Origin of the sequence: Brevundimonas sp. EYE_349 (assembly GCF_023147505.1) — a bacterium.
Classification (GTDB): Bacteria; Pseudomonadota; Alphaproteobacteria; order Caulobacterales; family Caulobacteraceae; genus Brevundimonas.
This window is the reverse complement of sequence record NZ_JAHXPB010000001.1, coordinates 479806-505535: the sequence shown is the minus strand read 5'-3', so window position 1 is coordinate 505535 and position 25730 is coordinate 479806. Positions and strand designations below refer to the sequence as shown.

At 66.9% G+C, this 25730-nt stretch carries 26 protein-coding genes; 19 read left to right on the top strand and 7 right to left on the bottom strand.

What is annotated here, in order from left to right; genetic code table 11:
- The first annotated feature begins 5 nt into the window (after positions 1-5).
- Genes sufC through KZX42_RS02690 form a run of 6 tightly spaced genes read left to right on the top strand, consistent with a single transcriptional unit; the run spans position 6 to position 4137 of the window.
- Positions 6-755: a Fe-S cluster assembly ATPase SufC gene (gene sufC / locus KZX42_RS02715; RefSeq protein WP_248116849.1), complete on the top strand. Its 750-nt coding sequence runs from the start codon at positions 6-8 to the stop codon at positions 753-755.
- Positions 752-1774, top strand: coding sequence for a Fe-S cluster assembly protein SufD (gene sufD / locus KZX42_RS02710; RefSeq protein ID WP_248116847.1), 1023 nt, complete (start codon positions 752-754; stop codon positions 1772-1774). Before sufC ends, sufD begins: the two co-directional genes overlap by 4 nt.
- On the top strand, positions 1753-2991 hold the full coding sequence (locus KZX42_RS02705) for a cysteine desulfurase (protein WP_248116845.1): 1239 nt from the start codon (positions 1753-1755) through the stop codon (positions 2989-2991). Before sufD ends, KZX42_RS02705 begins: the two co-directional genes overlap by 22 nt.
- 6 nt (positions 2992-2997) lie before the next feature.
- Positions 2998-3387: an SUF system Fe-S cluster assembly protein gene (locus KZX42_RS02700; protein ID WP_248116843.1), complete on the top strand. Its 390-nt coding sequence runs from the start codon at positions 2998-3000 to the stop codon at positions 3385-3387.
- Positions 3387-3776 (top strand): iron-sulfur cluster assembly accessory protein, encoded by a 390-nt coding sequence (locus KZX42_RS02695; RefSeq protein ID WP_248116841.1) that lies wholly within the window; start codon positions 3387-3389, stop codon positions 3774-3776. The genes KZX42_RS02700 and KZX42_RS02695 overlap by 1 nt, the downstream gene beginning before the upstream one ends.
- A gap of 1 nt (position 3777) precedes the next feature.
- Positions 3778-4137, top strand: a complete 360-nt coding sequence (locus KZX42_RS02690; protein WP_248116840.1) for a TfoX/Sxy family protein — start codon at positions 3778-3780, stop codon at positions 4135-4137.
- Here KZX42_RS02690 and KZX42_RS02685 read toward each other — a convergent pair.
- From KZX42_RS02685 to KZX42_RS02665, 5 genes are all read right to left on the bottom strand, one after another.
- The gene (locus KZX42_RS02685) at positions 4130-4882 is read right to left on the bottom strand and encodes a 1-acyl-sn-glycerol-3-phosphate acyltransferase (protein WP_248116839.1); all 753 of its coding nucleotides are present in this window, start codon (positions 4880-4882) and stop codon (positions 4130-4132) included. The genes KZX42_RS02690 and KZX42_RS02685 overlap by 8 nt on opposite strands.
- Positions 4883-4924: 42 nt before the next feature.
- Positions 4925-5986 (bottom strand): GGDEF domain-containing protein, encoded by a 1062-nt coding sequence (locus KZX42_RS02680; RefSeq protein ID WP_248116838.1) that lies wholly within the window; start codon positions 5984-5986, stop codon positions 4925-4927.
- A gap of 113 nt (positions 5987-6099) precedes the next feature.
- Positions 6100-7644, bottom strand: a complete 1545-nt coding sequence (locus tag KZX42_RS02675; protein ID WP_248116836.1) for a DEAD/DEAH box helicase — start codon at positions 7642-7644, stop codon at positions 6100-6102.
- Between the two features lie 217 nt (positions 7645-7861).
- Positions 7862-8044: a DUF3606 domain-containing protein gene (locus KZX42_RS02670; RefSeq protein WP_047413801.1), complete on the bottom strand. Its 183-nt coding sequence runs from the start codon at positions 8042-8044 to the stop codon at positions 7862-7864.
- A 113-nt stretch (positions 8045-8157) separates the two neighbouring features.
- The gene (locus tag KZX42_RS02665) at positions 8158-8832 is read right to left on the bottom strand and encodes a hypothetical protein (protein ID WP_248116834.1); all 675 of its coding nucleotides are present in this window, start codon (positions 8830-8832) and stop codon (positions 8158-8160) included.
- A 94-nt stretch (positions 8833-8926) separates the two neighbouring features.
- Between KZX42_RS02665 and KZX42_RS02660 the strand changes: the two genes are divergently transcribed.
- Both KZX42_RS02660 and KZX42_RS02655 read left to right on the top strand, forming a co-directional pair.
- Entirely contained in the window at positions 8927-9790 is an 864-nt protein-coding gene (locus tag KZX42_RS02660) for a 50S ribosomal protein L11 methyltransferase (RefSeq protein WP_248116832.1), read from the top strand.
- A 10-nt stretch (positions 9791-9800) separates the two neighbouring features.
- Positions 9801-11606 (top strand): aminopeptidase P family protein, encoded by a 1806-nt coding sequence (locus KZX42_RS02655; RefSeq protein ID WP_248116830.1) that lies wholly within the window; start codon positions 9801-9803, stop codon positions 11604-11606.
- Here the strand turns inward: KZX42_RS02655 and KZX42_RS02650 are convergent.
- Positions 11603-13357, bottom strand: coding sequence for a patatin-like phospholipase family protein (locus KZX42_RS02650; RefSeq protein ID WP_248116827.1), 1755 nt, complete (start codon positions 13355-13357; stop codon positions 11603-11605). The two genes, KZX42_RS02655 and KZX42_RS02650, sit on opposite strands and share 4 nt — an antisense overlap.
- 112 nt (positions 13358-13469) lie before the next feature.
- Between KZX42_RS02650 and serS the strand changes: the two genes are divergently transcribed.
- The 9 genes from serS (at position 13470) to KZX42_RS02605 (ending at position 22843) form a co-directional block, all read left to right on the top strand.
- Positions 13470-14864, top strand: coding sequence for a serine--tRNA ligase (gene serS, locus KZX42_RS02645; RefSeq protein WP_248116825.1), 1395 nt, complete (start codon positions 13470-13472; stop codon positions 14862-14864).
- A 138-nt stretch (positions 14865-15002) separates the two neighbouring features.
- Complete coding sequence (gene surE, locus KZX42_RS02640) at positions 15003-15797, top strand: 5'/3'-nucleotidase SurE (RefSeq protein WP_248116823.1); 795 nt, start codon at positions 15003-15005, stop codon at positions 15795-15797.
- Positions 15794-16438, top strand: a complete 645-nt coding sequence (locus KZX42_RS02635; RefSeq protein ID WP_248116821.1) for a protein-L-isoaspartate(D-aspartate) O-methyltransferase — start codon at positions 15794-15796, stop codon at positions 16436-16438. The genes surE and KZX42_RS02635 overlap by 4 nt, the downstream gene beginning before the upstream one ends.
- Positions 16439-16475: 37 nt before the next feature.
- A complete protein-coding gene (locus KZX42_RS02630) occupies positions 16476-16874 on the top strand; it encodes an OmpA family protein (protein WP_248116819.1) in 399 nt (132 codons plus the stop codon).
- Positions 16875-16978: 104 nt separating this feature from the next.
- The gene (locus KZX42_RS02625; protein WP_248116817.1) at positions 16979-18088 is read left to right on the top strand and encodes a M23 family metallopeptidase; all 1110 of its coding nucleotides are present in this window, start codon (positions 16979-16981) and stop codon (positions 18086-18088) included.
- A 104-nt stretch (positions 18089-18192) separates the two neighbouring features.
- A complete protein-coding gene (yajC, locus tag KZX42_RS02620; RefSeq protein WP_248116815.1) occupies positions 18193-18510 on the top strand; it encodes a preprotein translocase subunit YajC in 318 nt (105 codons plus the stop codon).
- Positions 18511-18544: 34 nt separating this feature from the next.
- Positions 18545-20137 (top strand): protein translocase subunit SecD, encoded by a 1593-nt coding sequence (gene secD / locus KZX42_RS02615; protein ID WP_248116813.1) that lies wholly within the window; start codon positions 18545-18547, stop codon positions 20135-20137.
- Positions 20138-20142: 5 nt separating this feature from the next.
- Positions 20143-21129, top strand: coding sequence for a protein translocase subunit SecF (gene secF, locus KZX42_RS02610; RefSeq protein ID WP_248116811.1), 987 nt, complete (start codon positions 20143-20145; stop codon positions 21127-21129).
- Positions 21130-21163: 34 nt separating this feature from the next.
- Positions 21164-22843 (top strand): ATP-binding protein, encoded by a 1680-nt coding sequence (locus KZX42_RS02605; protein WP_248116809.1) that lies wholly within the window; start codon positions 21164-21166, stop codon positions 22841-22843.
- A gap of 9 nt (positions 22844-22852) precedes the next feature.
- Here KZX42_RS02605 and KZX42_RS02600 read toward each other — a convergent pair whose 3' ends face one another.
- The gene (locus tag KZX42_RS02600; RefSeq protein ID WP_248116807.1) at positions 22853-24058 is read right to left on the bottom strand and encodes a pyridoxal phosphate-dependent aminotransferase; all 1206 of its coding nucleotides are present in this window, start codon (positions 24056-24058) and stop codon (positions 22853-22855) included.
- Between the two features lie 122 nt (positions 24059-24180).
- Here KZX42_RS02600 and KZX42_RS02595 point away from each other — a divergent pair, with 122 nt between their 5' ends.
- On the top strand, positions 24181-24894 hold the full coding sequence (locus KZX42_RS02595; protein WP_248116805.1) for a VTT domain-containing protein: 714 nt from the start codon (positions 24181-24183) through the stop codon (positions 24892-24894).
- A gap of 5 nt (positions 24895-24899) precedes the next feature.
- A complete protein-coding gene (locus KZX42_RS02590; RefSeq protein ID WP_248116803.1) occupies positions 24900-25517 on the top strand; it encodes a glutathione S-transferase N-terminal domain-containing protein in 618 nt (205 codons plus the stop codon).
- Positions 25518-25730 lie beyond the last annotated feature (213 nt).

The window sequence follows — 25730 nt, the reverse complement described above, 5'->3', positions numbered from 1 at the left end:
GAACAATGCTGAAGATCAACAACCTCCACGTCTCCGTCGGCGAAAAGCCGATCCTCAAGGGCCTGACGCTCGATGTTCCAGCGGGCGAGGTGCACGCCATCATGGGGCCGAACGGGGCGGGCAAGTCGACGCTGGGTTACGCCCTGTCGGGTCGGCCGGGCTATGAGGCGACCGAAGGCGCGGTCGAATGGGCGGGCGACGACCTGCTGGCGCTGGAACCCGCCGAACGCGCGGCAAAGGGCGTCTTCCTGTCCTTCCAGTATCCGATCGAGATTCCCGGCGTGCCGGCGCTGACGTTTGTACGCACGGCCCTGAACGCCCAGCGGCGCGCGCGGGGCGAGGAGGAGGTGGCCGCGCCGGCCTTCCTGAAGCTGGTGCGCGAGGCGTCCAAGGCGTTGAAGATGGATTTTGAGATGCTGAAGCGGCCGCTGAACGTCGGCTTCTCCGGCGGCGAGAAGAAGCGGATGGAGATCCTGCAGATGGCCCTGCTGGAGCCGTCGCTGCTGATATTGGACGAGACGGATTCGGGCCTGGACATCGACGCCCTGCGCATCGTGTCGGAAGGGGTGAACGCGCTGCGCTCGCCCGACCGCGCCATGCTGGTCATCACCCATTATCAGCGCCTGCTGGACTACATCAAACCCGACCGGGTGCATGTGCTGGCCGGCGGTCGCATCGTGGCCTCGGGCGGGCCGGAACTGGCGCTGCAGTTGGAGGCGGAAGGGTACGACAAGTATCTGCCCGAAGCCGCATGACGCCCGCTTCCCGGATTGACCTGACGGACGCCTCCACCTTCCCGACAAGGCGGGTCGAGGCGTGGAAGTACAGCGACCTGAAGCGGTATCTTCGCGAAGCGCCGCAGCCGTCGCCGCAGGCGGAAGCGTCTGCGCCCGGCGTGTTCGACGACCTGGGCGGCGAGGCGATCATCTTCGCCAACGGTCGCGCGATCGGCGTGACCGACTTCATCGCCTCGGGCGAGCAGACGCTGCGCCTTCGCTATGTGTCTGACGCCGTCGGCACGGGCCATACTGCCAGCGCGCGGGTGTCGGCGCGGGCAGGGGCGCGGCTGCTGCTCCTGGAAACGCACGAGGGCTCAGGCTCGGCCTATGTGGCCCATAACCGGCTGGAGCTGGATGTGGCGGCGGGGGCGGATGTGACGCGCGTGGTTCTGGTCGAGGAGCCCGAGGACGCCATCTCCATCACCGAGGCCGATGTGCGCGTCGAGGCGGGCGGCGTGTTTCGCCAGACGGTCCTAACGACCGGCGCCAAGTTGCAGCGGCTGGAAACGCGCGTGAAGCATTTCGCGCAAGGCGCTCACGCACAGGTCGACGGTCTGTATCTGCTGAACGGTTCGCGCCATGCGGACGTGACCTCGGTCGTCAGCCATCTGGCCGCCGACGGCACGACGAGCCAGTTGATCAAGGGCGTGGCGCGCGATACCGCGCGCGGCGTCTTCCAGGGCAAGATCGTAGTTGAGCGCGGGGCGGACGGGACTGATGCGCGGATGGGCCACCACGCCCTGATCGCCTCCGAACGGGCCGAGATCGACGCCAAGCCGGAACTGATCATCTATGCCGACGATGTGCAGTGCGCGCACGGCAATACGGTGGGGACGCTGGACGAAAGCGCCCTGTTCTACATGCAGCAGCGCGGCATTCCGGCCGACGAGGCCCGCGCCCTGCTGACCCAGGCCTTCCTGATCGAGGTCATCGACCGCATTGATCACGAGGGCGCAAGAGAGGTGGCGCGGGAATGGCTGACGGCGCGCTTGTGACCACGTTCGATCCCTACGCCGTGCGGGCGCAGTTTCCGATCCTGTCGCGACAGGTGAACGGCAAGCCGCTGATCTATCTGGACAACGCCGCCTCGGCGCAGAAGCCGCGCGCGGTGATCGACGCTCTGGTCGCGACGATGGAGGGCGGCTACGCCAACGTCCACCGCGGCCTGCACACCCTGTCGAACGAAGCGACCGAGGCGTTCGAGAAGGCGCGCGAGATCGTGGCGCGGTTCCTGAATGCGGAAACCTCGGACCAGATCGTCTGGACCAAGGGCGGGACTGAGGCGATCAATCTGGTGGCCAACGGGCTGGGCCTGTCGATCCAGCCGGGCGACGAGATCATCGTCACCGAGATGGAGCACCACTCCAACATCGTGCCGTGGCATTTTCTGCGTGAGCGCTACGGCGCGGTGCTGAAATGGGCGCCGATCAAGGACGACGGCGCGCTGGACATGGCGGCCTACGTCGACCTGTTGGGCCCAAGGACGCGCATGGTCGCGGTGACCCATATGTCGAACGTGCTGGGCACCATCAATCCGGTCGCCGAGATTACGCGACTGGCCCATGCGGCTGGTGCGCAGGTGCTGATCGACGGCTGTCAGGGCGCGGTCCATGCGACGCCGGATGTCCAGGCCATCGGCTGCGACTTCTATGTGATCACGGGCCACAAGCTGTTTGCGCCCACCGGCATCGGCGCCCTGTATGGCAAGGCCGAGGCGCTGGAGACTCTACCGCCCTATCAGGGGGGCGGGGAGATGATCGAGACGGTGGCTCAGGATCAGATCAGATACGCCAAGCCGCCGCATCGGTTCGAGGCCGGCACGCCGCCGATCCTGGAGGCCATCGGTCTGGGCGTGGCGCTGGACTGGCTGGCGCAATATGACCGCGCGGCGGTGCAGGCGCATGAACATGCCCTGTATCAGCATGCGCTGGATCGGCTTCAGGGTCAGAACTGGCTGCGGATTCTGGGCCAGGCCGAGGGCAAGGGCGCACTTCTAACCTTCGCCGTAGAAGGCGCGCACGCCCATGACGTGGCCCAGATCATGGACCGCTACGGCGTCGCCGTGCGGGCCGGAACCCACTGCGCCGAGCCGCTGGCGAAAAGATTGGGCGTGACGTCGAGCACGCGCGCCTCCTTCGCCCTATATAACACCCTGGAGGATACGGACGCCTTCGTGGACGCGCTGATCAAGGCGCGGAACTTCTTTGTGTAAAGCCCGATGACCGACGAGACCCTTCAAGACAGCGACGCCTTCCAGACCGCCTGGGACGAACCCCAGAAGAGCGCCTTGTCGCAGGGTGAGCTGGACAAGCTGACCGAAGACCTGATCGAGGCGCTGAAGACCGTCTATGACCCGGAAATCCCGGTCGACATCTATGAGCTGGGCCTGATCTATCGCGTGGACGTGAACGACGATCGCGACGTGGTGGTGGACATGACCCTGACGGCGCCCGGTTGCCCGGTCGCGGGCGAGATGCCGGGCTGGGTCGAGACGGCGGTGGAGAAGGTCGAGGGCGTGCGTAGCGCCAAGGCCAATCTGGTGTTCGACCCGCCGTGGGATTCCTCCAAGATGAGCGACGAGGCGAAACTCGCCTTGAATATGTTCTGATGACCGAGCTTCAAGCCACATCCCGCCCGCGTCGTCCGCGCCCCAAGGCCGTCACCCTGACCGACGCCGCCGCCGAGCGCGTGCGTGAAATCCTGGACAACGCGGAGAATGACCACATCGGTCTGCGCATCGGCGTCAAGAACGGTGGCTGCGCGGGGCAAGAATACACCTTCGCCTATGCCGATGCGGTCGAGCCGCTGGATGAGGTGGTCGAGGACAAGGGCGTGACCATCCTGATCGAGCCCAAGGCCGTGCTGTTCCTGATCGGCACCGAGATCGACTACGAGACGACGCGGCTTTCGTCCAAATTCGTGTTCAATAATCCGAACCAGACGGACGCCTGCGGCTGCGGCGAGAGCGTGACCATCGTGCCGGCCGCCAGCGCCTGACGTGGCCTATGATGCGGACTTCGGCGAATGGGTGCGCGAGCATTTCGCCGGCCTGGCGCGGCTGGAGATCAAGCGGATGTTCGGCGGCGCGGGGGTCTATGCCTCTGGCGTGATCTTCGCTCTGTTGGACCACGGCGTGGTCTGGCTGAAGGGCGATGACGCTCTGGGCGAGGCGTTCGTGGCGGCCGGGTCGCGGCCCTTCACCTTTCCGACCAAGCACGGTCGGACCCTGAGCATGAGCTATTGGACTCTGCCGGAAACGGCGTTGGACGATCCCGAGGAAGCGGTCGCCTGGGCGCGGCGGTCGTTGGAGGTTGCGCTGAAGAAGGTCTCGGGGAAGAAGCCGAGACCCGCTACCTAGCCGGGGTGTCGATCAGCACGGCAGGCGAAACGGGCTGACCCCTGGCCTCGGCGACCAGCTCGGCGGAGCGGGCCTCTATCACCGCTTCCAGATGAGCCATGAACTCTTCTTTCTTCAAGCCGGTCGGGATCGGTTCCAGGAAGTCGAGCGTGGCCGTGCCTGGGTGCTTCTCATACTTCTCCTCAGGCCAGAACAGGCCGAGGTTGGTGGCCAGCGGAACGACCGGCATGTCGAAGTCGCGATACATGTGCCAGACGCCCGACCGATATTTGAACTTCTGGCCAACGGGGGCCAGGTGACCCTCGGGATAGATCAGAATCTTCCGGTTTTCGGCGCGGGCTTCGGCGGCGCGCATGGCCAGGGCCTTTCGGGCTTCGTGGCCGCCGCAGGAGTTGACGACGATGGCCCCCAGTTTCTTGAGCACCCCGCCTAGCAAAGGAAACTTCTCTAGGTGGTCGCCGGTGACGAAAGCCAGGTCGTCGAACTGATCATAGGTGGCGAAGCCGTCGCCCCAACTCTGGTGCTTGGAGGCGATGATGAAGGCCCCTTCGGGCAGTCGCTCCCTGCCCAGCACCCGCAGGCGGATGCCGGCGAACAGGGCCATGGCCTGGACCATGCGCTTTACATAGCGGCGGATGACCCAGCTGGCCGGCCCGCGACCAGGCGCCAGCGCCGCGAAGGCGGCGGTCAGGCCATAGCCGATCGAAAGAATCCAGTAGGCGATGTTGAAGGCGAAGCTGCGCATCGGGCGACTATGGCAGAAAGCTTGGCCTTGTCAGGCCCGTTATCAGGCGACTTGTCGCTGCGCCGGGTCCGCCGCAGGGGCGGCGGTGATGCAGTTGCGCCCCTTGCGCTTGGAATCGTAAAGCGCGGCGTCGGCGCGTTCCAGCAGGCTGGCGGCCGTTTCGCCCTTGCGGCGCTGGGCGAAACCAGCCGATATCGTGACAGAGCCCAGGTCGTCGTTGGTCGAGCGCCGGCGCAGAGCGCGAGAGGCCACGTCGCTGCGAATGCTTTCAAGGGCGGCCATCACCACGCCGGCGCTCTCGCCCGGGAAGATGATCGCAAACTCTTCGCCCCCGAACCGCGCGGCGAATCGGTGATTGCCGCAGATAATGGACAGGACGGTGGAGACGTAGCGCAGAACCTGATCGCCCGTCTGATGACCCCAGGTGTCGTTGAAACGCTTGAAATGGTCGATGTCGAGGATGGCCAGACCTAGCGGCGAAGCGTCGTCAGGCGCGCAGGCGGCTTCCAGCCGTTCGTCGAACGCCTTGCGGTTGGCCAGGTTGGTCAGGGCGTCGGTCATGGCGTCGCGACGGACCTGCTCCAGGTTCTCGCGCAGGCGAATGACTTCCTTGTTCGACTTCTCCAGCCGCTTCTCCAGGATGGCCGTCTCGCGGCGCACCCGCTTGGTCGCCGTGGTCAGGCCGCCGACCAGGGACTTCAGGGCCGTCGGATCCTCGGCGTTTTCCATGGTGTGGGAGGCGTCGGCCAGGGTCTCGCCGTAATCGGCCTGGGTCTTGTGAGCCATGGCGATGGCGTTGGCGACGCTGGCCAGCTCGCGGTCCAGAACGGCGCCGACATCGCGAATCTGGTCCGGCAGACGGCCGCGCGGCAGGAATTCGGCGGCCAGCATTTCGGCGGTCTTGTCGGAGATGGCGACCGATTGTTCGAGAAGCAGGCGAATCTCACGCGCCAGGGCGCCGTCGGGATCGCTGACGTAATGGAGCCAGAGTTCGAAGTTCAGCGGCGTGGGCCAAACGCCCGCCTTTTCCATCTCGGCGATGACGTTGCGCGCCAGGGCGTAAGCTTGCGGGCCCCGTAGCGCCGTCTCGACCTGTTTGGACATTCGTCTTTCCCCCGGCCCCGTTCTGGGAACGTCTTGGAGGTGGAGACTAAGGGCTGTTCCGTAATGCAGGGTAAACGGCGCGGATTTTCTGCACGCCGTTTCTTGTCGTCAAATCAGGCGCGGACAACCACAGAGCGGCGCAGGAAAGCCGGTATGTCGTCGCCGAAACCCCGCACGCCCTGACGCCCGTTGTCCTCGCGGACAGGCTTGCGGTCGCCGCGACGGTCGGACTGAAGCAGCTGAGGTTCGCGGTCGGCGCGTGCGGCGCGCGGCGTCTCGACCGGGGCTGAGGCCTCGACCATGGCCAATGGGGCTTCCACCTCGACCTTGGCGTCGGGGCGCGCCTTGCGGCGGCTGCGGCTGCGCGTGGGTTCGGCGTCCTGAGCGTCGGCGGCGACGGCGACTTCGGTCGGTTCGACGATCGGGGTTTCGGCGCCCCGCGCGCGTCCACGCCCACGTTCGCCGGACCGTTCACGACCGCCGCGCTTGTCGTCACGGCGCGGACCATCCTTGATGGCGGCGAAGTCGATGTCGTCCAAGACCAGTTCTTCCGGGTCCTTCTTGATCAGCTTCAGCACCTTATCCAGCGACTTGTCGTCGGACGGGGTCACGATCATGAAGGCTTGGCCCAGGCGACCCGCGCGACCGGTGCGGCCGATGCGGTGAACATAGTCGTCGGCGTGGTGCGAGACGTCGTAGTTGAAGACGTGACTGACGTCCGGGATGTCCAGACCGCGCGCGGCGACGTCGGAGGCGACCAGGATTTTCAAATTGCCGGCGCGGAAGTCGGCTAGAGTCTTCATCCGGTGGGCCTGATCCAGGTCCCCGTGGATGGCGGCGGCGTCGAAACCGTGCTTCTGCAAGGACTTGGCGACGATATCGACTTCGGACTTGCGGTTGCAGAAGACGATGCCGTTCTTGACGTCGGATCGTTCGATCAGGACGCGCAGAGCAGTGCGCTTGGCCTTGGGGTCGCTGGTCGGGATGCGGACCAGATACTGGGTGATGGTGTCGGCCGTCATCGCCGGACGCGAGGCCTCGATCCGGGTCGGATCCTTGAGGAAGGCGGTCGTCAGGCGGGTGATCTCGGGCGGCATGGTCGCCGAGAAGAACAGGGTCTGGCGACGCGGCGGCGTCAGTTTGAAAATGCGCTCGATGTCGGGGATGAAGCCCATGTCGAGCATGCGGTCGGCTTCATCGACGACCATGATCTCGACACCTGTCAGCAGCATCTTGCCGCGCTCGAACAGGTCCAGCAGGCGGCCGGGCGTGGCGATCAGCACATCGACACCCTTGTTCAGCGCCGCGACCTGGTCGCCCATGGAAACGCCGCCGATCAGCAGCACCCAGCTAAGCTTGGTGCCCTTGGCGTATTTGGCGAAGCTCTCGGCGACCTGGTCGGCCAGTTCGCGGGTGGGGGCCAGGACGATGGCGCGGGGCATCCGGGCGCGGGCGCGGCCCGTCGCCAGCCGCTCGACGAGGGGCAGGGTGAAGGCGGCGGTCTTGCCTGTGCCGGTCTGGGCGATGCCCAGAACATCGCGTCCGGCCAAGGCGACCGGAATGGCCTGTTCTTGAATGGGGGTGGCGGTCGTGTAGCCCGTCTCTGCGACGGCCTTCAGGGTCGTGGGCGAAAGGCCCAGTTGGGAAAATTCGGTCATGAATCCTAGGGAAGATAAAGCGTCTGCGTGCATAGCAGCGACGGAACCGCCCCTCTTTGGGCGAGCGGGCGGCGCGTATCGCAGACCTGTCCCGAGGCTGGGGGGCATATAGAAGCCCCTGCGCCAAAGTCAAGTATTCATGGTTTTTGCGCGCGGCCCAGCAGGGGTAGGGCGGGCTGGGTCCGATCGATATCCTTGGAGTGATCGGCAGCTTGGATCAGCGCTTCTTGCCTAGTTCGGCGGCGATATCCTTGGTCATGCGGCCGACTTTGCGGTGGGCGGCTGTGATCTGATCGCGCGTCACGCCCCAGCGTTTCATCCAGTATTCGACCGCCTGACGTTCGGACAGGTCCAGCCGGTCCTTGTCGATGAAGCCGCGTTTGTCCTTCAGTCCCGCCACGGGCGATCTCCATCTCAACTTCGGTGCGGCGCACTAGCGCCTGGGCGTGAGCTTAAACGCAAATCGCCGGACGGTGGCTCCGTCCGGCGATCCGGTTGGCGGGATGTCCGAAATCAGCGTTTGCCGAAGATCATGTCGCCCAGCTTGGCGAAGAAGCCCTTGCTCTCTTCCGCCCTGGGCGCTTCCGCCTTCGGCGTGGCAGCCGGAGCGGGCTTCGCCGCCTCTGCGGGTTTGGCGGCTTCGGTCGGCTTGGGCGTTTCGACGGGCTTCGGATCGGGCGCGGGAGCCGGAGCGGGCGGCGCGGCGGCGACCGGAGCCTTGGTTTCGGCCTTGGGCGCTACAGCGGCCTTCGGCGAGGCGGTCTTCGGAGCGGCAGCCTTGGGTGCGGTGGTCTTCGCCGCAGGTTTCGCGGCGGCCTTGGGCGCAGTCTTGGCGGCCGGCTTTGCAGCGGCCGACTTCGCCGCAGGCGCCTTGGCGGCGGGTTTGGGCGTTGCGGCCTTGGCGGGCGCAGCCTTCTTAGCGGGTGCGGCCGCCTTGGTCGCGGCAGGCGTGGCGGCCTTCGGTGCAGCCGCCTTGGGGGCTGCAGTCTTTGGCGCAGCGGTCTTGGCGGGTGCAGCCTTCGCGGTCGGAGCCTTGACGTTCGGGGCCTTGGCGGCTGCGGTCTTGGGCGCAGCCTTGGCCGGTTCTGCGGGCTTCACGGCTTTCGGAGCGGCGGCTTTCTTGGCCGCCGGTTTGGCGGTCGCCGGCTTTTCGGCGGCAGGTTTAGACGCGGATGGTGCTTTGGCCATGTATTTCCCCGACCCCTCGGTTTAGACGAACGCGACAAACGGGCCAGCACAGCGCCGGGCCGCAATGATTCGCCATGATACCGGTGTTTGAGAAATGTCCGAGTCCGCTCTTCAGATAATCGCCCGCGGCCCCCGAGCCGCCGCCGAGGCCGCCGCCGCCGCCATCGACCTCGATCCCCGGCTGGAGGGCGCGACCTATTCCATCCTGGAAGAGGACGAGGATCGCGGGATCTGGCGCATCGACGCCTTTCCCACGACCGACGACGAGGTGGAGGGGCTGAAGGCGGTTCTGGCCGACCATGCGGTGACGGTGGAGGTCGAGAAACTGGCCGACGCCGACTGGCTCGCCATGTCGCTGTCGGGCCTGCCGCCGGTCGAGGCCGGGCGGTTCTTCGTCTATGGCGCGCACGATCAGGGCAAGGTGCCGGAAGGCCGTGTGAACCTGAAGATCGACGCGGGCGCCGCCTTCGGCACGGGCCACCACGGCACGACGGTCGGCTGTCTGGAGGCGTTCGACAAACTGTTGGAGACCGAGACCTTCGACAAGGTGCTGGACGTCGGCTGCGGCACGGGGGTCCTGGCCATTGCTGCGGCCAAGACGGGCACGCCCATCGCTGTCGGCACCGACATCGACGAACCTTCGGCCCGCATCGCCAATGAGAACGCCGAGATCAACGACGCCAAGTGCGACTTCTATTTCGCCGACGGTCTGAGCGATCCGCGCATCGCCCGGCACGCGCCCTATGATCTGGTGTTCGCCAACATCCTAGCCGCGCCGCTGGTTCATCTGGCGCCCGAGATCGGCGCGGCCCTGAAGTCGGGCGGGGTCGCCATCCTGTCGGGCCTGTTGCGGACGCAGGAGGAGCGGGTGCTGGAGGCTTATCTGCCGCTGGGCTTCACAGTCGAACAGACCATCCACCACGACGCCTGGAGCGCCCTGCAGCTACGCAAGGCCTGAGGGAAAGATGATGCGCCAGACCTTTGACGAAACGACCGATCCGTCCTTTGGGGCCAAACACCTGCCGCTGCTGCGCGCCGAGATGGCCAAGCAGGGGTTGGACGGCTTTCTGATCCCGCACGAGGACGAGCATCAGAACGAGTATCTGCCGGACGCGAACGAGCGTCTGGCCTGGGCGACCGGCTTCACCGGCTCGGCCGGGGCGGCGGTGGTGTTCCAGGATCGGGCCAGCATGTTCACCGACGGCCGCTATACGGTGCAGGTGAAGGCCCAGACCGATCCGGCCCTGTTCGAACGGCGAGAGCTGACCGAGGTCGCCGCCTATCTGGAAACGGCGGCCAGGGGGGCGGTGATCGGCTATGATCCGCGTCTGCACAGCCCCGACGCTCTGGTCGCCTTCAAGGCGGCGGCGAAGAAGGCGGGGGCCGAGTTGCGGGCGGTGGACGCCAATCCGCTGGACCTGGCCTGGGGGGCGGATCGCCCGGCCCAGCCGACGGCGCCGGTCGTTTCGCACGAGGATGTCTATTCAGGAGAGAACCACGCGTCCAAGCGGGCGCGGATCGGCAAGGCGGTGGCGGAGGCAGGCGCGGACGCCGTGGTGCTGACCGCGCCCATGTCCATCGCCTGGCTGTTCAATGTGCGGGGCGGGGACGTGATCCGCTCGCCCCTGCCCATCGGCCAGGCCGTGGTCGAGGCGGATGGTCGGGCCAGGCTGTTCCTGGATCCGGCCAAGGTGACGAACGCCCTGCCGGCCTGGCTGGGCGACGCCGTTCAGCTGGAGGCGCCGGAGCGGTTGGGCGAGGCCCTGGACGGTCTGGCCGGGCGCAGGGTGATGATCGACCCCGCCCTGTCCTCGGCCTGGTATTTCGACCGGCTGGACGCGGCGGGGGCGACGGTGGTGCGGGCGATGGACCCATGCGCCGTGCCGCGCGCCGCCAAGAACGCGGTCGAGATCGAGGGCAGCCGCCGGGCCCATATCCGCGACGGGGCGGCGCTGAGCCGGTTCCTGCATTGGGTGGATACGGTTGCACAGGAGACCCTGCCGAACGAGCGCGAGGTGGTCGAAACGCTGGAGCGGTTCCGCGAAGAGACCGGCGCGCTGAAGGACCTCAGCTTCGACACCATCGCCGGGGCCGGGCCGAACGGGGCGCTGCCGCACTACAAGCCGGTCGGCGCCACGATCCGAAAGGTGGAGAAGGGCTCGCTGCTGCTGGTGGACGGCGGCGGCCAATATCTGGACGGCACGACCGACGTGACCCGCACCATGGCCATCGGCGAGCCGACCGAGGATCAGAAGCGCAAGTTCACCCTGGTCCTGAAGTCCCATATCGCCATGGCCACGATCCGTTTCCCCGCCGGGACCAGCGGCATGGCGCTGGACGCCATCGCGCGGGCGCCGATGTGGGCGGCGGGGCTGGATTACGATCACGGCACGGGCCACGGCGTCGGCAGTTATCTGGACGTCCACGAGGGGCCGCAGCGGATCGCCAAATGGGGCACCAGCCAGCCGCTGCTGGAAGGGATGATCCTGTCCAACGAGCCGGGCTACTACCGCGAAGGCCACTGGGGCATCCGTATCGAGACCCTGCAGGTGGTGACGCCGGCCGTGGTCCCCGAGGGCGGCGAGCGGCCGATGCACGGGTTCGAACAGCTGACCTTCGCGCCTATCGACCGCCGGCTGATCGCCGTCGAGATGCTGACCCAGGACGAACGGGCCTATGTCGACGCCTATCACGCCGAGACCATGGCCAAGGTCGGGCCGCTGGTGGACGGCGCGGCGGGCGATTGGCTGAAGGCGGCCTGCGCGCCGCTTTAGACCTCCGTTTCGTCCGACAGGAGAGCGTCCTTGGGACAATGCCTGATCTGCGAGACGGGACAGGGTAGAGCGTCGAGCGCTGCGTTCATCGCCGAATAGCCGGTGGCGACCGGGGCGTCGTAGGTCTTCCAGTCGCGGATGTCGGCGCCGGCGACCTGGGGCAGGACCAGGACGTCGGCGTCGGCGCGGGCCTGCGCCATTTCGGTGTCGGTGGTGATGGTCGCCGAGCGCATCAGGATGGAGACGATGGGCGGCCCGCTCTTCCAGGCGCCCGACAGGATCCATTTCCACCAGGACGGCGGGTTCTCAAGCGCCTGCGGATCGACGCCCCGCGTTTGGGACATGTCCACGCCGACGATGGGGCCGCTGTTCAGCTGGCGCATGACGCTGGTGGGAAAGTTCTTAAGCACGGCGCCGTCCACCAGCACCTGACCGTCGATGACGACGGGCGGCAGGACGCCGGGAATGGCGATGGAGGCGCGCATGGCCCGGCGCATCAGGCCGGTGCGATGCACCTCGATCCGGCCCGAGGTCAGGTTGGACGACACCGCGAAGAAGGGCAGGGCCAGGTCCGCCAGGTCGATGTCGCCATAGGCGCGCTGCAACAGGCCCGCGACCTTGCGGGCGCGGGACATGGCGATGATCGGCACGGCGAGATCGGACAGGGGGTCGGATTCCACGAAGGCGCGGCGGATCTCGAAATCCAACCGTTCATGATCCCAGCCCAGGGCCGGGCCGGCCGCGACCACGGCGCCCATGGAGGCGCCGCCGGCGAAGTCGATGGGGACCCTGGCGTCCTGCAAGGCCTTGACCGCGCCTATGTGGCAATAGGCGCGCGCGCCGCCGCCCGACAGCACCAGACCGACCGCCGTGCCGGTGACGACGCGGGCGATCCGCTCGGCGTCGGTCGCCAGCCCTTCGACACAGTGGAACCAGCGGTCGGGCTGAAGCGCGTCCAGCCAGACGCGGGTGTTGGCCGGGTGATGCATGCGCGGATCGCGCAGAAGGATCAGATCGGTCAGGCGGCGGCCGTCGCCGAAACCATGACGGCGCGGCACGGAAGACGGCGGGGCCAGAAGCCCGCTGCCGACGATGAACATGCGGTCCACCTGACGGGCGCACAGATTGGCCCAGCCGGGCTGATCCTGTTCGGCGACATAAAGGACGTAGTCGTGTTCTCCCTCGACCCGGCTGAACCATTCGGACGCCGAGGCCAGGGCCGACTGGTCGATGACCTGACAGGTGAAGCCCATGGCCTGGATGGCCGCGCCGATCCGTTCGACGAAGGCGCGGACGGGGCGGGGGCGGGCCGAAACGAAGCCGAAGACGCTGGGCTCTGATGCGCCGGCGGTGCGTTCGCGGGCGCGGTGGATCATCAGGCGCGACAGCTCGACCATCAGGTCGGGTTCGGTGCGGGCCGCCTCGAAGAAGGCTTCGCGCGGCAGGGCCAGGATCTCGCTGTCGCGCAGGGCGACGACGGTGGCGGTGTGGGGCGTGCCGGCCAGCATGGCCATCTCGCCCACCGGCTCGCCCGCCTTGACCACGCCCAGCAACTGGGCGGGCTGGTCCGGCTCCAGCTTGAAGACGCCCAGGCGGCCCGAGCGCAGCAGATACAGGGTGTCGGCCGGATCGCCCTGAGCAAACAGCGGCTCTCCGCCGGTCAGGGCGAACCAGCTGGCCCGGTAGATCATTCGACCTTCGAAAATGCGCGCGAGCGACGCCGCCAGCGTATCGGGACGAACCGTGGCCATGTCAGGGGTTGTAGGCTTGATTCTGCGCCGGGTGCATTGGCTTCCGCGTTGCCCGTGACGGCGCGGGCGGGTAGAGCGTTCGGCTTCTCCCGCCTGACCGAAGTTTCAGACCATGCACGACATCAAAGCCATTCGCGAGAACCCCCAGGTTTACGTGGCGGGCTGGTCGTCGCGCGGGGTGGACGAGGCCGACGGGCTGACGGCCGACATCCTGCGGCTGGACGGCGAACTGCGTAACGCCCAGACGACGGGGCAGGACGCCCTGGCTAAGCGCAACGCTGCCTCCAAGCTGATCGGCGCCGCCATGGGGCGCAAGGACATGGCCGAGGCGGATCGGCTGAAGGCCGAGGTCGAGGCGCTGAAGGGCGATATCGCGGCGGCGGCCGAGGTCGAGGCGCGCGTCGGCAAGGAACTGCGCGACCTGCTGGCGGCGCAGAAGAACCTGGCGGCCGAGGATGTGCCGGACGGTGAGGACGAGGCGGGCAATGTTGAGGTCTCGACCTGGGGCGAACCGCGTCGCACCGGTCCGGCCAAGGATCACGCCGACTTGGGCGAGGCCCTGGGGATGCTGGACTTCGAGGCGGCGGCCAAGATGTCGGGCGCGCGGTTCGCGGTGCTGAAGGGGCAGCTGGCGCGGCTGGAACGGGCCGTGGGCCAGTTCATGCTGGACCTGCAGACGGATCAGCACGGCTATCTGGAAGTGAACCCGCCGCTGCTGGTGCGTGACGATGCGATGTTTGGGACTGGGCAACTGCCGAAGTTTGCCGAAGACCTTTTCAACGCATCCACTGTGATTGATCCGGCAATTTGGCAAAAAGGGTTATCTGCCGAAGGTAAGACCGACGCCGAATTCAGTGCGGCGATGATTGAGCAATTGGCAAATCGCACGCACCATTGGCTCATCCCCACCGCCGAAGTCTCCCTGACCAATCTGGTGCGCGAGACCATCCTGTCCGAGGACGAGTTGGCGACGCCGATGCGGATGACGGCGCTGACGCCGTGCTTCCGGGCCGAGGCGGGGTCGGCGGGGCGCGATACGCGCGGGCTGATCCGTCAGCACCAGTTCTCGAAGGTCGAGATGGTGTCGATCACGCGGCCGGAGGACTCCAACGCCGAGCATGAGCGGATGACGCAGTGCGCGGAAGCCGTGCTGAAGGCGCTGGAGCTGCCGTTCCGGCGGATGCTGCTGTGCAAGGGCGACATGGGCTTTTCGGCGCAGAAGACCTTCGATCTGGAGGTCTGGCTGCCCAGCCAGGGGACCTATCGCGAGATCAGCAGCTGCTCGAACTGCGGCGACTTCCAGGCGCGACGCATGGACGCGCGGTTCAAGCGGGCCGGCGAGAAGAAGACCGAGTTCGTCCATACGTTGAACGGCTCGGGCCTGGCGGTCGGCCGGACGCTGGTGGCGATCATGGAGAACTATCAGCAGGACGACGGGCGGATCGCGGTGCCGGCGGTGCTGCAGCCCTATATGGGCGGTCTTCAGTTCGTTGGCGGCGGTCAATGATCTTTCCGCTCATCCCGGCGAAAGCCGAGACCCAGTGCTTTGGGCGAGGGGCGGATGATGTTCGCGCGCCTTCGATCCAACGCACTGCCGAGCGACAGAACGGGGTCCCCGCCTTCGCGGGGATGAGCGGAGTTTAGAGTGCGAATTCTTCTGACCAACGACGACGGGATCGAGGCCGAGGGTCTGGCCTGTCTGGAGCGGATCGCGCGGACGATCAGCGACGATGTCTGGGTGTGCGCGCCCGCCGTTGAACAGTCGGGCAAGGGGCGGGGGATCACCCTGACCGAGCCGCTGCGCGTGCTGAACCCGGGCGAAAAGCGGTTCGCCGTGACCGGGACGCCGACCGACTGCGTCGTGCTGGCGGTCAACGACCTGATGCCGGAGAAGCCCGATCTGGTGCTGTCGGGCGTCAATCGCGGGCACAATATCGGCGAGGACGTCAGCTACTCCGGCACGGTGGCCGGCGCGCTGCAGGGGATGGCCTTCGGTATCCGCTCCATCGCTCTGAGCCAGAGCCTGGAGCGGTTCCACGACGAGGTGGTAGCGCATTGGGAGACGGCGGAAGCCTTTGCGCCCGCCATCATCGGCCGGTTGCTGGCGCAGAAATGGGCGCCGGGCGTGGTGATGAACCTGAACTTCCCCAACCGCCGACCCGAGGATGTGGATCAGGTCGAGGTGACGACGCAAGGGTTCCGCGACGTGGGCGAGATGCACGCCGTGCGCCGCACCGATCTGCGCGGACGCGACTATTACTGGATGAGCTTCCGCGGCGAAAAGCGCGAACACGCCGAGGGCACGGACCTGCGCGCCATCGACGAGGGGCGGATATCGGTCACGCCGCTGCATATCGACCTGACGCATATGTCCAGCGTCTATGACCTGAAGAAGGTGCTGGGCGGGGCGCCGCCCAAGACGGCGCCCGCCGCCGCATGAACCTGCACGACGACCGCGCCGGCCGGCTGATCCTGTCGCTGCGTCAGCAGGGTGTGACGGACCCGCGCGTGCTGAAGGCGATGGAGAGCATCGACCGGGCGGTCTTCGTGCACGAGAAGTTCCTGGATCAGGCCTGGGAGGACCAGGCCCTGCCCATCGACTGCGCCCAGACGATCAGCCAGCCCTATATCGTCGGCCTGATGACCCAGGCGCTGGAGGTCCAGGCCCGGCACCGGGTGCTGGAGATCGGAACCGGCAGCGGATACCAGTGCGCGGTCCTCAGCCGCCTGGCGCGCTATGTCTATTCCGTCGAGCGATACCGCAGCCTGCTGGTCGAGGCCGAAGCGCGGCTGCGCGCGCTGGACATCGAAAACGTCATCACCAAACATGGCGACGGCGGCCTGGGCTGGGCCGAACAGGCGCCGTTCGACCGGATCATGGTCACGGCCGCCTCGCCGACCGAGCCCACCGAACTGCTGAAACAGCTGAAGCCGAACGGCGTGCTGGTCGCGCCGGTGGGCCGGACCTCGGTGCAGATGCTGCATCGCTACGTCGGCCAGGGCGACGGCTCCTTCCGCCGCGAAAGCCTGACCGAAGTGCGGTTCGTGCCGCTGGTCGAGGGAACGGCGAAGGAAGGGTGACTTGTCTCTAAGGCTCTTTCGGGCGAACCTTGCGGACATGAAATGGCCGCTGGCAGTCCTCGCATCGTCGAGCATCGCCTTGTCGTCACCGGCGATGGCGCACCCGTTCCTGGACTATTTTCCCTATGGAAAGGCCGATCTCTCGCCCAAGGGATATGAAACGGCCAGGGAGGTAGCCGGCTACGTCCAGCGTTATGGACCTGACAGCTATCGTGTGGTGATCGCTGCTCACATGGACACAGCAGAGGGGCAGGCGTTTAGCGACGAGCTTTCCGCGAGACGCGCTCAGTCTATGGCGACGGAGCTGGTCCGGCTCGGATTGGAGCCTGCTCGAATTGAGATTCGACCTTATGGAACGCGCGCGCTGGCCAAGCCGACCGACCGAGATGTGCGCGAGCCGCTCAACCGGCGTGTCACCGTGGATGTGAACTTGTAGCGCATTAACCTTCACGCCCCAATTCCGCGACGATTGCGGGGTTGGCTTAAGGGGCGCGAGCGGGCACACCGGGCGGGCGAGTTTAACCATGCGAGGAGCGGCCGGTGGCGGTGATTTCGGGCTGGATGAGAGCGGCGTTGATCGCGGGAGCTTCGCTGAGCGCGGCGGCCTGCATGACCTATCCGTCCGAACCGAGGTACTCCACCCATGCGGCGCCCGCGCCGGCGCCGGATCGCGGGGCCTATCCGCCCGCAGGGGCCGGGCAGTCGGCTTATCCGGGCGTGGCGCAGGGTCAGCCCGCACGTCCTGCGCCCTATGAATCGCCGCCGCCAGCGACGGCGCCCGTTGGTCAGGTGGAGGGCGGGGCCCTTCCGCCGCCGGTCACGGTGACGCACGGCCAGCCGACCTCTACGCCGGCCGCCTCTCAGCCTTCATACCCTGCGCCGTCCATTGCGCCGTCGGGGCCGGTTCGACCCGGCGCGGCCTATGTGATTCAGCCGGGCGACACCATCTCGGGCGTGGGGCGTCGGTTCCAGACCCCGGTGCAGACCCTGATCGACCTGAACGGCCTGGGGCCGCGCGGCGCCATCACTTCGGGTCAGCGAATCATCCTGCCGCAAGCGGCGGTGGATACGGGAAGCGATCCCTATGCGACCGGCGCCTCGCCCGTCGGGGTTCTGGTGCCCAACAACGGCGTGGTCCCGCCGCCGCCGCCGCCGCCCTCGGGCAATGCGGCGCTGCCGGTGCAGACAAGGCCGGTGACGCAGCCGTTTTCGTCGGGCGCCGCCCAGGCGCCAGGCGCGCAGAGCGCCGTCGCTGCCGGCCAGCCGAATCTGCTGTGGCCCGTGCGGGGCGACATCGTTCGCCGCTTCGGCCCCGTCGGCATGGGTGAGCGCAACAACGGCATCAACATCGGCGCCTCGGCCGGCGCGGCGGTCAGCGCCTCGGCGCCCGGCCGTGTGGCCTATGTCGGCAGCGATCTGGTCGGTCAGGGTCTGACGGTCCTGATCGTACACGCCAACGGCTGGCGCACCGTCTATGGCCATCTGGGCTCGGCGACGGTGAAGGATGGCGACGACGTGCGGGCGGGCCAGCAGGTCGGCACCGTGGGCCTGACGGCTGGCGACGGGCGCCCCTCTATCCACTTCGAGACGCGCCAGATGCGTGGCGACGACCCCGTCGCGGTCGATCCCCTGACCGTATTGCCGCGCTGACGCTTTAGCCGCGTTGCATTCTGCAATGACCAGAACTAGGTTCCGCGCCTCGTTTTAATGGGCGCGCCGACGAGGGCCGCCCTTTTGGTATTCGGAGACTACCCATGGGCGGAGCAGCTGACGGCGGCTTGATGGCGCAACTGATCGGCTTTGCGCCCATCATCGGCATCTTCATCCTGTTCTACTTCCTGCTGATCCGTCCGCAGCAGAAGCGCGCCAAGGAACACGCCGCCGCCATCGGCGCCGTGAAGCGCGGCGACACCGTCGTTCTGGGCAGCGGCATGATCGGCAAGGTGACGCGCGTCGAGGACGCCGAGGTCAACGTCGAGATCGCGCCCAGCGTCAACGTCCGCGTGGTCAAGTCCATGATCGCCGAGGTGCGCAACCGCACCGCCATCGCCGCCAACGATTCCAAGGCCTGATACGCTCGCGTATCGCTGAACCGAGACCGCCCTCATGATTCAGCTGTCGCGCTGGAAAGTCATCCTCGTCGTCGCTTCGGCGATCATCGGCTGCCTGCTGGCCTATCCCAACCTGTTGAGCCCGGCCCAGCGAGAGGCGCTGCCAGGCTGGTTGCCCAGGAACGCGCTGAACCTGGGGCTGGACCTTCAGGGCGGGTCGTACCTGCTGCTGGAAGTCGACGTGCCGAAGATGCGCGAAAAGCGCGTCACCAACCTGATCGAGGACGTGCGCGTAACGCTGAGCGGCGCGGGCATCGCCACCAACGGCTTCCAGCGTGAAGCCGGCGGCGTGGTCGCCACCCTGGCCAATCCGGCCCAGACCGACGCGGCGTTCAAGGCGCTGCAGCAGCTGGGCGGACAGACCGGACCGGGCGGTCAGGTCGAGCGCGCCGCGACTCGCCTGGGCGACGGCCGCGTCCGCTTCGCCTATACCGACGCCGCACTGAACGGCATGGGCGCGACGGCCGTGGACCAGTCGATCGAGGTGGTGCGCCGCCGGATCGACAGCCTGGGCACGCGTGAACCCTCCATCACCCGCCAGGGCGCCGACCGGATCGTGGTCCAGGCGCCGGGCGAGAGCGATCCGTCCAAGCTGGAGGAGGTCATCGGCCAGACGGCGCAACTGACCTTCCAGATGGTGGATGTCGAAAACTCGGTGAACGACGCCCTGGCCGGCCGCGTGCCGCCGGATTCCGAACTGCTGCAAGGCGAGGACGGCACCCCCTATCTGGTCAAGAAGCGCGTGCTGGTTTCGGGCGAGAACCTGACCCGCGCGGGCGTTGGTTCGGACCAGAGCGGGCGTCCGGCCATCGACTTCCGCTTCGACGGCGCCGGCGCGCGCCGGTTCGGCGAGGCGACGGCCGCCAACCTGCAGAAACCCTTCGCCATCATCCTGGACGGCAAGGTGATTTCGGCCCCGACGATCCAGAGCGCGATCACCTCGGGCTCCGGCCAGATCACCGGCAACTTCTCGATCCAGGAAGCCTCGACCCTGGTGAACCTGCTGAACGGGGGCGCCTTGCCGGCGCCGCTGAACGTGGAGGAGCGCCGCACCGTGACGGCCGAACTGGGCGCGGACGCGGTCGCCGCCGGCGCCCTGTCCACGGCGGTCGGTTTCGTCATCATCGTGGTGTTCATGATCCTGGCCTACGGTCTGCTGTTCGGCGGCGTGTCGGTGGTCGGCCTGGTGTTGAACGGCGTGCTGATCGTGGCGGCCATGTCGCTGACGCAGGCGACGCTGACGCTGCCCGGCATCGCGGGTCTGATCCTGACCTTCGCGGTGGCCGTGGACGCCAATGTGCTGATCTATGAGCGGATGCGCGACGAGGCCCGCGCGGGTCGCAGCGTGATCGCCTCGATGGACGCCGGCTTCAACAAGGCCATGGGCACCATCATCGACGCAAACCTGACCACCCTGGTCGCCGCCGGCATCATGTTCGTGTTCGGGGAAGGGCCGGTGCGCGGCTTCGCCTGGACCCTGACCATCGGCGTGTTCACCTCGGTCTTCTCCTCGGTCCTGGTCGCCCAGGTCCTGCTCGGCTACTGGCTCAAGAAGGCCAAGCCCAAAAAACTGCCGATCGCGGAGTGACGTCGATGCGTGGATGGCCCCTTATCAAACTGCTGCCGCAGACGACGAACTTCCATTTCGTCAAATATTCCCGCGCGGCCGGCGTGGTTTCAATCCTGCTGTGCGTGGCTTCGATCGTGTCTTGTTTCGTGCCGGGCCTGAACATGGGCATCGACTTCCGGGGCGGCGCCTCGATGGAAGTGTCCAAGCCCGCCGGCCAGGAAATCCAGCTGGATCGTGTGCGCGAGGCCGTGAACGGCCTGAACCTGGGCGACGTGCAGGTGCAGGGCATCGCGCGACGCGACACCAACGCCGATGACGGATCGACCGCAATCCTTCGCTTCCAGGTGCCGGAAGGCCGCGACCAGACGCAGGTGGTCCAGCAGGTCGAAGGCGCCATCAGCAATGCGGTGGGCCAGGTCGCCTATTCCGGCGTCAGCGTCGTCGGCTCCAAGGTTTCGGGCGAGTTGTTCACCTCGGGCCTGTTGGCCCTGGGCGTCGCGATCGGCCTGATGTTCCTCTACATCTGGTTCCGGTTCGAACCGCAGTTCGGGTTCGGCGCCGTGGTCGGCCTGTTGCACGACGTGATCCTGACGTTCGGCCTGATCGTGCTGTTCAAGCTGGAGTTCAGCCTGAACATGGTCGCCGCCGTCCTGACCGTGATCGGCTATTCGATGAACGACACCGTCGTCGTGTTCGACCGCCTTCGCGAGAATCTGCGCAAATACAAGACCATGCCGCTGCGCGACGTGATCGACCTGTCGCTGAACGAAACCCTGTCGCGGACCATCATCACCGGCGTCACCGCCGTCATGGTGCTGGCGGCGCTTGCTATCTTCGGCGGCGAGGCCCTGTTCGGCTTCTCCATCGCCCTGATGTTCGGCATCGTGATCGGCACCTATTCGTCGATCTACGTCGGCGCGCCGATCATCCTGCTGTGGGGCGTACGGCGCGGGGGCGGGGCGTCCGACGACGCCAAGCCGGTCAAACTGGGCATGGCCAGCCGGCCGTGACGAACCCACGGCCCCTCATCGCGTTGCTCCGATCATGACCGACAAAAGCAAGGACACGACGGGCGCGCACGAGGGGCCGCATCTGAGCCACTGGCGCCAAAGCACCATCACCGAGCCGGGGTTCGGCGATCAGGGCGACGTCTTCTTCGCGGCGATCCAGATGACGCGGATGCCGATGATAATTTCGGACCCGCGTCAGCCCGACAATCCCATCGCCTTCGCCAATAACGCCTTGCTGGACCTGACGGGCTATGAAGAGGCTGAGGTGGTCGGGCGCAACTGCCGTTTCCTGCAGGGCGCCCAGACCGACCGTGACACGGTTGGCGAGCTTCGCGACGCGGTGGCGGCCAAGCGGGCGATTGCGGTCGAGATCCTGAATTATCGCCGGGACGGCAGCCCGTTCTGGAACGCGGTCTTCATGGGGCCGATTTTCGACGAGCATGGCGAACTGCTGTATTTCTTCGCCAGCCAGTTGGATGTGACGCGCCGCCGCGAAAGCGAGCAGGTGTCGCGTCAGGCCCAGAAGATGGAGGCCATCGGCCAGTTGACCGCCGGTCTGGCGCACGACTTCAACAACCTGTTGCAGGTGGTGGGCGGCAGTCTGGAGCGGATCGCCGCCGCGCCCGACGATGTGGAGCGGGTGAAGCGGTTCGTCGGCGTGGCCTCGACGGCGGCCGACCGGGGCGCCAAGCTGACGCAGCAACTGCTGGCCTTTGCGCGTCGCAGTCGGCTGGAACCCAAGGGCGTGGATCTGACCGAACTGGTCAACTCCATCTCAGACCTGCTGGACAGCGCCGTGGGGTCCAAGATCGACCTGTCGCTGCACCTGCGTCGGCGCCTGCCGCGCGTGATGGTGGACCCGGTCCATCTGGAGATGGCGTTGCTGAACGTGCTGGTGAATGCGCGCGACGCCTCGGGTCACGGCGGCGCGGTGACGGTCAGCACCGAGACGCTTACGCTGAACGGCGATGCGGCCTCGCGCGATCTGACGCCTGGCGACTATGTGACGCTGACCGTGGCGGACGACGGCGACGGCATGGCCGAACATGTCCTGGCGCGCGCGACCGAACCCTTCTTCACCACCAAGCCGACGGGGCAGGGAACCGGGCTGGGGCTGGCCATGGCGCATGGGTTCGCCCAGCAGTCCGGCGGTCGTCTGGAGATCGAATCCCAGCCGGGCGACGGCACGACCGTTCGTCTGATCTTCCCCGTCGCCGTGACGAACGAGGATGGGGCCGAGGCGCCGACCTCGCGCTATCGGCCCGATGCGGTCGACGACGCCGCCCCGCCGCGCATCCTGGTGGTGGACGACAACGCCGAGATCGCCTCCCTGGCGCGCGACACCTTGGTCGAGACCGGCTATGAGGTCGCCGTGGCGCTGAGCGGGGAGGAGGGGCTGACCCTGTTCGAGACGGCCCTGAGGGAAGGCAACCCGTTCGATCTGGTCTTCACCGACGTGGTGATGCCGGGCGGCATGAACGGCCTGGTGTTCGCAAACCAGATCAGGGAGCGCAGCGAGGCCGCCGCGATCCTGATGACGACGGGCTACAACGATCAGATGGCGCTGGACGGCCCGCAGGCGGAGGCGATGGACGTGCTGGGCAAACCCTACCGTCGCAGCGAACTGATCAACCGGGTTCAGTCCGCCCTGCGCCAGGGACCACGCCAGGGGCCAGGCCGCCGCACATCCGATTTCGGACCTGCGACGGCCTGACGACCAGGATTAGCGCAGCGAGGCGGTGAAGCGCTGGATGCGGGTGCAGGCCTCTTCCAGCACCGCGTCGGAGGTGGCGTAGCTGATGCGGAAATAGGGACTGAGGCCGAAGGCCTCGCCCTGGACCACGGCCACGCCCTCGGCGTTCAGCAGTTCGGCGGCGAAGGTCGAGTCGCCATCGATCACCGCGCCGCTCTCCGTCGTCTTGCCGATCAGGCCCGCGATGGAAGGATAGACGTAGAAGGCGCCTTCAGGCGTGGCGCAGGTGATGCCGCTTGCCTGGTTCAGCATCGACACGACCAGATCGCGGCGCTTCTCGAAGGCGGCCTTGCGCTCAGGGATGAATCCCTGCGGGCCATTCAAAGCTTCGACCGCCGCCCACTGGCTGATGCTGGCGGGGTTGGAGGTGGTTTGGCTGGCCACCTTGCGCATCAGGTCGATCAGGCCCTTGGGGCCGCCGGCATAGCCGATGCGCCAGCCCGTCATGGCATAGGCCTTTGACACGCCGTTGACCGTCAGTGTGCGGTCGATCAGGTCCGGCGCGACCTGGGCGATGGTGGTGTATTCGAAGTCGCCATAGACGAGGTGCTCATACATGTCGTCGGTCAGCACCCAGACGTGGGGGTGGCGGCGCAGCACCTCGGCCAGGGCCTCCAGTTCGGCGCGGGTATAGGCGGCCCCCGTCGGGTTGGACGGGCTGTTCAGGATCAGCCAGCGCGTCCTAGGCGTGATCGCGGCCTCAAGCGTGGCGGGCAGCAGCTTGAAGCCGTCCTTCTCCTCTCCGACCACCATGACCGGCTCGCCGCCCGCCAGCAGCACCATGTCGGGATAGCTGACCCAATAGGGGGCAGGCACGATGACTTCATCGCCGGGGTTCAGGGTGGCGACCAGGGCGTTGAAGATGACCGGCTTGCCGCCCGGTGCGACGTGAATGTTGGCGGCCGTGTAATCGAGGCCGTTTTCACGCTTGAACTTGGCGACGATGGCGGCCTTCAGCTCGGGCATGCCGTCGGCGTCGGTGTATTTGGTCTCGCCGCGATTGATGGCGTCGATGGCGGCCTGTTTGATGTTGTCGGGCGTGTCGAAGTCGGGTTCGCCGGCGCCCAAGCCGATCACGTCGCGGCCTTCTGCTTTAAGCTTCCGGGCCTGCGCGGTGACGGCGATGGTGGCCGAAGGCTTGACGCGGGCGAGGGCGGAAGATTGCAGGCTGGACATCATAATCCCGTCGATTTGAAAGATTCATGCCGGGGAGGCGGGGTTGTTTACGCGCCGTCGCCGCCTGGGACAATGCGCTGGCGCTCGCTAATGCAGCCGACGGGTGATAAGCGGCCGGTCTGATGCGTTGGATCATCGATTTCCTGTCGAACATGGAGGCGCGTCGCTGGCGCGCGGTGCTGGCGACGGCCTTGCTGCTGGGCGCCATGATCGCCCTGTTCGCGGTAGGAAAGAGCCAGTTGGGTCTGGACGCCGAGGAGCAGTTGGAAGCCTGGCTGGCCGGGTTCCGCCATGGGCCATGGGGCTTGGTCGCGGCCGTCGTTGTCTTCACCGTCTCAGCCTTCTTCGGCGCGCCGCAGTTCATCCTGATCGCCGCCTGCGTGGTGGCGTTCGGACCCTGGTTCGGCTTTCTCTACAGCTGGATCGCGACCGTGGTGTCGGCGGGCGTGACCTATTGGCTGGGGCGTGGGCCGACGGCAAGGCTGTTGGAACGGCACGGCGGCAAGACGGTCGGACGGTTGACGCGGTTTGTCGGCAAGAACGCCTTCTACGCCAGCTTCATGATACGCAATGTGCCGTCGGCGCCCTTCATCGTCGTGAACATGGCGTTCGGCGCGGCGCGGGCGTCGTTCATGGGCTTTCTGGCCGGCTGCGCGTTGGGCGTGTTGCCCAAGACGGCCCTGGTGGCCTTCTTCGGCGGGTCCTTCATGACCGCGGTCAGCGGCGATGGAATCTGGACGTCGGCCATACTGGCGGGCGTGGCCCTGGCCTGGTTGGCGCTGATGCTGGTCGTGCGGGAACTGGTCAAGCGGCGAGAAGCCGCCAGAGGAGACTGAAGACGATGGTGAAGCTCTATTATTCGCCCGGCGCCTGCGCCATGGCCTCGCACATCGCCCTGGAAGAGGCGGGCGCGGACTATGAGGCGATCAGGATCGACCTGAAGAAGGGCGAGCAGAAGACACCCGATTATCTGGCGATCAATCCGGCGGGCGTCACCCCGGCCCTGGTGACGGACGAGGGCGTGCTGACCGAGAACCTGGTCATCATGGGCTATGTCGCCCAGACCCATCCCGAGGCGAATCTGGCCGACAACAATTCCAGCTTCAACTTCGGCAAGATGCAATCCTTCAACGGCTTCTTGGGGGCGTCGCTGCATCCGGCGGTGTCGCGCGCCCTGTTCGCGCGGCCGCCGCTGGAGGGCGAAGCCAAGGCAGCGGCGCTGGAGGCCGCCCTGGTCAAATACCGGCTGGCGGAAGACGCCCTGTTCAAGGGGCCGTGGGTCATGGGCGACGCCTATACGGTGGCGGACGGTTATCTTAGCGTCTTCACGCGCTGGGGGCGGCAGGCCGGCTTCCTGGACCTGGCGCGGTTCCCCAAGCTGAACGATCACCTGGACCGGATGCAGGCCCGACCGGCCGTGCAGCGGGTGCTGGAGGCCGAAGGATTGTCCGCCGTCTGACGATCCGGGGACCGCGAGCGGGGCAAGGGCGGTCCGCCGCTCTTTGGCGCGCAAGGTCCCTGCGGGTTTCTGTTATGACGAGACTGTCATCGGGGCTTGTATTCCCGTTTTCTTACAGGCAAACCCGCCGTCGGTAGGCGTGGCGAAGATCAGGAACTGTCCGGCGTGGGGATGTCGGGGCAGTTGGGGCGTCGCCAAGTCGACTGCGAACAC

Bases quoted from the DNA above. Each gene is read 5' to 3' on its own strand.
- sufC (WP_248116849.1), top strand. From the start codon at position 6: ATGCTGAAGATCAACAACCTCCACGTCTCCGTCGGCGAAAAGCCGATC.
- sufD (WP_248116847.1), top strand. From the start codon at position 752: ATGACGCCCGCTTCCCGGATTGACCTGACGGACGCCTCCACCTTCCCG.
- KZX42_RS02705 (WP_248116845.1), top strand. From the start codon at position 1,753: ATGGCTGACGGCGCGCTTGTGACCACGTTCGATCCCTACGCCGTGCGG.
- KZX42_RS02700 (WP_248116843.1), top strand. From the start codon at position 2,998: ATGACCGACGAGACCCTTCAAGACAGCGACGCCTTCCAGACCGCCTGG.
- KZX42_RS02695 (WP_248116841.1), top strand. From the start codon at position 3,387: ATGACCGAGCTTCAAGCCACATCCCGCCCGCGTCGTCCGCGCCCCAAG.
- KZX42_RS02685 (WP_248116839.1), bottom strand. From the start codon at position 4,882: ATGCGCAGCTTCGCCTTCAACATCGCCTACTGGATTCTTTCGATCGGC.
- KZX42_RS02680 (WP_248116838.1), bottom strand. From the start codon at position 5,986: ATGTCCAAACAGGTCGAGACGGCGCTACGGGGCCCGCAAGCTTACGCC.
- KZX42_RS02675 (WP_248116836.1), bottom strand. From the start codon at position 7,644: ATGACCGAATTTTCCCAACTGGGCCTTTCGCCCACGACCCTGAAGGCC.
- KZX42_RS02665 (WP_248116834.1), bottom strand. From the start codon at position 8,832: ATGGCCAAAGCACCATCCGCGTCTAAACCTGCCGCCGAAAAGCCGGCG.
- KZX42_RS02660 (WP_248116832.1), top strand. From the start codon at position 8,927: ATGTCCGAGTCCGCTCTTCAGATAATCGCCCGCGGCCCCCGAGCCGCC.
- KZX42_RS02655 (WP_248116830.1), top strand. From the start codon at position 9,801: ATGCGCCAGACCTTTGACGAAACGACCGATCCGTCCTTTGGGGCCAAA.
- KZX42_RS02650 (WP_248116827.1), bottom strand. From the start codon at position 13,357: ATGGCCACGGTTCGTCCCGATACGCTGGCGGCGTCGCTCGCGCGCATT.
- serS (WP_248116825.1), top strand. From the start codon at position 13,470: ATGCACGACATCAAAGCCATTCGCGAGAACCCCCAGGTTTACGTGGCG.
- KZX42_RS02635 (WP_248116821.1), top strand. From the start codon at position 15,794: ATGAACCTGCACGACGACCGCGCCGGCCGGCTGATCCTGTCGCTGCGT.
- KZX42_RS02630 (WP_248116819.1), top strand. From the start codon at position 16,476: ATGAAATGGCCGCTGGCAGTCCTCGCATCGTCGAGCATCGCCTTGTCG.
- yajC (WP_248116815.1), top strand. From the start codon at position 18,193: ATGGGCGGAGCAGCTGACGGCGGCTTGATGGCGCAACTGATCGGCTTT.
- secD (WP_248116813.1), top strand. From the start codon at position 18,545: ATGATTCAGCTGTCGCGCTGGAAAGTCATCCTCGTCGTCGCTTCGGCG.
- secF (WP_248116811.1), top strand. From the start codon at position 20,143: ATGCGTGGATGGCCCCTTATCAAACTGCTGCCGCAGACGACGAACTTC.
- KZX42_RS02605 (WP_248116809.1), top strand. From the start codon at position 21,164: ATGACCGACAAAAGCAAGGACACGACGGGCGCGCACGAGGGGCCGCAT.
- KZX42_RS02600 (WP_248116807.1), bottom strand. From the start codon at position 24,058: ATGTCCAGCCTGCAATCTTCCGCCCTCGCCCGCGTCAAGCCTTCGGCC.
- KZX42_RS02595 (WP_248116805.1), top strand. From the start codon at position 24,181: ATGCGTTGGATCATCGATTTCCTGTCGAACATGGAGGCGCGTCGCTGG.
- KZX42_RS02590 (WP_248116803.1), top strand. From the start codon at position 24,900: ATGGTGAAGCTCTATTATTCGCCCGGCGCCTGCGCCATGGCCTCGCAC.